The organism is Streptomyces sp. NPDC002690 (assembly GCF_053592415.1).
This window is the reverse complement of the sequence record NZ_JBSFVR010000424.1, coordinates 1-5,975: the sequence shown is the minus strand read 5'-3', so window position 1 is coordinate 5,975 and position 5,975 is coordinate 1. Positions and strand designations below refer to the sequence as shown.

The following is a 5,975-nucleotide window of genomic DNA, read 5'->3' as shown; positions in this document are numbered from 1 at the left end:
GGCGCGCGGGCAATTCCGCCCCACGCAAAAAGCCTCAAAGACAAAAAGGACTGATCTTCGCCGACAGGCAGCGGGAGCGGGCCGCGCGAGGATCCTCGCGCGGCCCGCTCCCGCTGTGTTCGTTCCTCGCTCGTCGGTCAGGCGACGCGCGCGACCCGCTCCGACCTCTCGCTCTTCCAGAAGCCGGAGAAGGTGATCCGGTCCTTCGGGAGGCCCGCGCGGACGAGGTGGCGGCGGCCCTCGGTGGCGAGGGTGGACTCGCCGACGACGAAGGCGTACCCGGCCGCGTCCACGATGTCGTGGCGGCGGAGTTCCTCCAGGGCGGCGGCGCCGGGCACCGCGCTCGTGTCGTCGCGGACGACCCAGGTCACCAGGACGCCGGGCGGCGCGTCGAGCGGGCGGCGATCCTCGGCGAGGGGGACCTCCTGGATGACCCTGCCCACGGTGTCGCGCGGGAGTGAGCGGAGGATGCCGGCCGTGGACGGCAAGCCGCTCTCGTCGGCGACCACGAGCACCTCGGTGGCGTCGTCCGGGTGATCGAAGATGCGGCCCTGGTCGAGCAGGGCGACCGGGTCGCCCGGCCGGGCCGCGCACGCCCAGATCGCGGCACCGCCTTCGGGCTCGCCCTCCGGCCCGGAGTGCACCACGAAGTCGATGTCCATCTCGGCCGCCTCGGGGCGGAAGTCGGCCACCGTGTAGTTGGCGCAGTGTGGCCGTACGTCCTCGGGGAGGGCGTAGTACGGGTCCCACCAGCGCTTGGCGCCGGCGAGCTCGGGCATGACGAACTCCACCTGGTGCGGTTGGCGCAGGAAGAGGCGGAACCAGTGGTCGTACCCCAGCCAGGGGAAGTCCCCGAGGTTGGCGCCGGTGATCGTCACCCGCTGCATCGACGGGGAGAAACGCTCACTGCGGACCACTTCGCCGCGGAACAGAACGGGATGCTTCGGCATGAGCCTGGGAGTTTTCGCCACGAAGGAAGGTTAGCCTAAGTTAACTAGGCGTCAACAGGTGGCCGGCGCGTTTTCATGCGTCCGGCACCTCCGTGTGCCGCTCCCGGGTCTCGTTCCCGCACCTCGCTCGCCCCGCCCACCTGCAACGAACGATCGAAGTGCTGCAAAAAATCTATAGAGCATCGCTCTTTTGACGAGAAAGCAAGGGAAAACCTCTCGCACGAGCCTTGTGGCCGCCCGTGCGGGGTCCTTACTGTCACCTCACCTCACGACGCCCGCTCCGCCTCGAACGTCCAGGGCGGTTCGCGCCCGACACGAGAATCGAGCTGGGGATGGCACGCATGGCACGGAGCGGTACGGCAAGGGTGGGACGGAGAACCGTGGCGGCCGTCGCCGCGGCGGGGATCTGCCTCGGGCTCGGCGGCGGTGCGACGGCCCGGGCGGACACCGCCATCAGCCCCCGTGCGGGCGGCACGGCGCAACCCGTGGTGACCCGGGCCGGGTTGGACCCCTCGTTGGTCGCCGGCGCGGGCGCGGAACTCGGGTTCGTCGAGCAGGAGGCGGAGAACGCGGTCACCGACGGGAAGGTCATCGGGCCCGACCGGAGCGCGTACACCCTCCCGGCGGAGGCGTCCGGGCGGCGGGCGGTGACCCTGGAGCCGGGCCAGTACGTCGAGTTCACGCTGCCGAGCGCGGCCAACGCGATCACCGTGCGGTACAGCATCCCGGACGCGCCGGACGGCGGCGGCATCACCGCGCCGCTCGACGTGACGGCGGCCCCGGCCGGACGGGGGCGGACGGCGGCCCTCCCGACGACCCGGAAGACGCTCACACTGACGTCCCAGTACTCCTGGCTGTACAACCAGTATCCGTTCTCCAACGACCCGAACGCCGGTCTGCTGCACGAGGACTGGTGGATCACGGAGTGCGGGTGCGTACCCGCCGCCACCAGCCCCGTCCCGGTGATCGACAAGCCGTTCCGGCCCAGTCACTTCTACGACGAGCAGCGCCTCGCGCTGGGCCGGACGTACCGGGCGGGCGACACCGTCCGGCTGTCCGTACCCGAGCGCGCCGGGGCGGTGACGACGACCGTCGACGTCCTCGACTCCCAGCTCGTGGCCCTGCCGCGCATCCTGCCGCTCGCGGCGAACGTGCTCGCCTTCGGCGCCGACCCGACCGGCCGGAAGGACTCGGCCGCCGCGATCGACCGCGCCATCGCCTTCGCCCGGGGCGCGCACCTCACCGTCTACATCCCGCCGGGTACCTACCAGGTCAACCGGCACATCCTGGTGGACGACGTCACGATCGAGGGCGCCGGAAGCTGGTACACGACCATCAAGGGACGCCAAGTCGCCCTGGACACACCGGCCGACGACGGCTCCGTGCACACCGGGGTCGGGTTCTACGGCAAGGACGCCGCCGACGGCGGCAGCCGCCACGTCCGGCTCTCGGGCTTCGCCATCGAGGGCGACGTACGCGAGCGCATCGACACCGACCAGGTCAACGGCGTCGGCGGGGCGCTCACCGACTCCGTGATCGAGGGCCTCTACGTCCACCACACCAAGGTCGGCATGTGGTTCGACGGCCCCATGTCGAACCTGCGGATCACCGACAACGTCATCACCGACCAGATCGCCGACGGCATCAACTTCCATGCCGGCGTGACGGATTCCGTCGTACGGAACAACTTCGTGCGCAATTCCGGCGACGACGCCCTCGCCCTGTGGTCGGAGAAGACGAGCGACGCCCGCAACACCGTCGACCACAACACCGTGCAGTCCCCGGTCCTTGCCAACGGCATCGCGATCTACGGCGGTTCGGACACCACCGTCTCCCACAACCTGGTCGCCGACCCCGTCCGCGAGGGCAGCGCCCTGCACGTGGGCTCCCGCTTCGGCGCCGAACCGTTCGCCGGGTACCTCCACTTCACCGGCAACACCACCGTCCGCGCCGGTACGTACGAGCTGAACTGGAACATCGGGCTCGGTGCCATCTGGTTCTACGCCCTGGAGCGGAACATCGACGCGGACGTCCGGGTCACCGGCGACCGGTATCTCGACAGCACCTACAACGCCGTCATGCTGGTCGCCGACTGGCCGGTCAAGGACACGTACAAGATCAGCGGCGTGCACTTCAAGGACGTGAGGGTCGACGGCACCGGAACTTCGGTGGTCAGCGCCCGGGCCGCCGGTTCGGCGTCCTTCGAGAACGTGGACGCCCGCAACGTCGGCGCGGTCGGCATCAACAACTGCGGCTCCTTCAACTTCCCCGCCACGGGATCGGAGTTCGCCCTCGACGACCTCGGCGGCAACGACGGCGGCGGCACCACCGGGCCGTGGTTCGGCGCCTGGCAACTGCCGAACACCCTCACCTGCGACGACCGCCCGCCGGTCGTCGCGCCCCCGGCGCCCTCCGCCTGGTGATCCGGGCGGGGTGACCCGCACTCGATACACGCCCTGATTCCGGTCGCGGCCCGGACGTCAACTCCTCGTGCAGAAAAGGGGAGTCGATGTCCGGGCCGGACCCCGTGCCCCGGTCCCGCACCGCGCGCGTCCGGAACCCGGCCTTTCCGCGGAGTTCACCAGTCCGCCGCCTTCCGCTCGCCCGGAGCTGGGACCATCGCGGCCGTCCGGCAGCAGTGGATCGCCGTGCACCGTCGCGCAACGGAGGACAGATGGCCCCGAAGAGAACGTACGCCGCACTCGGCGCCCTGGTCGTGGCCGGTGGCCTGCTGGCCGGCACGGGCGCGGCGAGCGCGCACCAGAAGCCCGCAGCGCCGCTCGCCTTCCAGCGCGCCGCGACGTACCCGGTCTTCCAGAACCGGCCCGCGGGCGAGGACCCGGCCACGGCCACCGTCGCCGAGATCTCCGCGACGAGCGAGGACGGCCGGACCCTGGTCTACACCGACGCGCTCGCCCGCCGCATCGGCTTCCTCGACATCAGTGACCCCGGCACGCCACGCGGACTCGGCACGCTCTCGCCGGCCGAGCTCGGCGACGCCGAGGACGAGCCCACCTCCGTCGCCGTGGTCGGCCCGTACGTCCTCGTCGTGGTCAACACCAGTGCCTCCTTCACCCAGCCGTCCGGCCGCCTCGACGTCATCTCGCTGCGCGACCGCCACCGGGTCACCAGCTTCGACCTGGGCGGCCAGCCGGACTCCATCGCGATCACCAAGGACGGGCGGTACGCGGCCGTCGCGATCGAGAACGAGCGCGACGAGGAGGCGACCCCGCCCGGCGGCGAGGAGGGCGACCTTCCGCAGGCCCCGGCGGGGTTCGTGCAGATCGTGGACCTCAAGGGCGGCTCGCCGCAGCAGTGGAGCACCCGCGCGGTGCCGTTCACCCGCCCCGACGGCAGCGCGCTCCCCGTGCTGGCCGCCGCCGGCATCGCCGAACCGACCGACCCGGAGCCGGAGTACGTCTCCGTCAACAGCCGGAACCAGCTCGCGGTCACTCTCCAGGAGAACAACGGCATCGCCCTGGTCGACCTGCCGACCGGCCGGATCACCAAGGCGTTCAGCGCCGGTACGGATACGGTCACCGGCATCGACACCGTCAAGGACGGCGTGATCGACCAGACCGGTTCGATCACCGACGTACCGCGCGAGCCCGACGCCGTCGGCTGGGTCGACGACCGCTACCTGGCGACCGCCAACGAGGGCGACTGGAAGGGCGGCACCCGCGGCTGGTCCGTCTTCGACAGCCGCAGCGGGAAGGTCGCGTGGGACGCGGGCAACACCTTCGAGCGGCTCGCCGTCCGCTACGGCCTCCACGACGAGGACCGCTCCGCGAAGAAGGGCACCGAACCCGAGGGCGTGGTGGTCGCCACCTACCACGGGGTCCGTTACGCCTTCGTGGGCTCGGAGCGGAGCAACTTCGTCGCCGTCTACGACCTGACCCACCCGACCGCCCCGGTCTTCCGGCAGATCCTGCCCACCACCAACGGCCCCGAGGGCCTGCTGCCGATCCCGTCCCGGGACCTCCTCGCGGTCTCCAGCGAGGAGGACGACGCCTCGGTCAACGTACGGGCCTCCGTCAGCCTCTTCCGGCTGGGCGAGGGGACACCGGCGTTCCCGAGCATCCTCTCCGCCGACGACTCCACCGGCGCACCCATCGGCTGGGGCGCGCTCGGCGCCCTCTCGGCCGTCCCCGGCAAGCCGCACGAGCTGTACACCGTGACCGACGCGGCGTACTCCCTCACCCGGATCATGACCATCGACACGGCCCGCCGGCCGGCGGTCATCACCCGCGCCCTCCCCGTCAAGGACGCGACCGGCAAGCCGGTCGGCTACGACGCCGAAGGCCTCTACGCCCGCCCGCAGGGCGGGTTCTGGCTTGCGGTGGAGGGCGCCACGGGCGCCGGCAACCAGCTGGTACGCCTCGACCGCGACGGCACCACCCGCCAGATCGTCCCGCTCCCGGCGGACGTCGCCGCGGGGCTGACGAAGCAGGGCTTCGAAGGCGTCACCGCCACCACCGACCGCCAGGGCCACGAGATCGTCTGGGCCACTCTGCAACGCGAGGTCAAGGGCGACCCCACCGGAGTCGTCCGCCTCGGCAGGTACGACGTACAGGCCGGAACCTGGAGCTGGTACGGGTACCAGCTCGGCACCACGACCACCCCGGGCGACTGGATCGGTCTTTCCGAGATCACCGTGGTCGGCGACAAGCTGGCGCTGATCGAGCGCGACAAGCTCAACGGACCCGCCGCCGCGATCAAGCGGATCTACACCGTGAAGCTGCCCAAGTCGGCGTCTGCGGCAGGCGAGTTGAAGGTACTCCCCAAGACCCTCGCCAAGGACGTGCTGCCCGAACTCCGGGCCACGAACGGCTGGACCCAGGAGAAGCTCGAAGGGCTGACCGTGGGCACCGACGGGCAGGTCTACGCCCTCACCGACAACGACGGCCTCGCGGACGCCACGGGCGAGACGGTGTTCCTGCGGCTGGGGTCGGGCCGGAAGGTCTTCGGGCGGGACTGATCCGCACGGCGGAAGGCGGGGCTGCCCCGGTTCTCCGGAACCGGGGC

The 5,975-nt window shown here is 71.1% G+C and carries 3 protein-coding genes; 2 read left to right on the top strand and 1 reads right to left on the bottom strand.

What is annotated here, in order from left to right; genetic code table 11:
- Positions 1 to 137 precede the first annotated feature (137 nt).
- Complete coding sequence (locus ACWD3D_RS32360; protein ID WP_451464296.1) at positions 138 to 971, bottom strand: siderophore-interacting protein; 834 nt, start codon at positions 969 to 971, stop codon at positions 138 to 140.
- 320 nt (positions 972 to 1,291) lie between these two features.
- On the opposite strand from ACWD3D_RS32360, the gene ACWD3D_RS32355 reads away from it, so the two are divergent.
- Together ACWD3D_RS32355 and ACWD3D_RS32350 are read left to right on the top strand one after the other, a co-directional pair.
- Positions 1,292 to 3,373: a glycosyl hydrolase family 28-related protein gene (locus ACWD3D_RS32355; RefSeq protein ID WP_451464297.1), complete on the top strand. Its 2,082-nt coding sequence runs from the start codon at positions 1,292 to 1,294 to the stop codon at positions 3,371 to 3,373.
- Positions 3,374 to 3,624: 251 nt separating this feature from the next.
- A complete protein-coding gene (locus tag ACWD3D_RS32350; RefSeq protein WP_451464295.1) occupies positions 3,625 to 5,928 on the top strand; it encodes an esterase-like activity of phytase family protein in 2,304 nt (767 codons plus the stop codon).
- The last annotated feature ends 47 nt before the right edge of the window (positions 5,929 to 5,975 follow it).

Excerpts from the sequence above, each read along its gene's own strand:
- ACWD3D_RS32355 (WP_451464297.1), top strand. The coding sequence starts at position 1,292 with ATGGCACGGAGCGGTACGGCAAGGGTGGGACGGAGAACCGTGGCGGCC.
- ACWD3D_RS32350 (WP_451464295.1), top strand. The coding sequence starts at position 3,625 with ATGGCCCCGAAGAGAACGTACGCCGCACTCGGCGCCCTGGTCGTGGCC.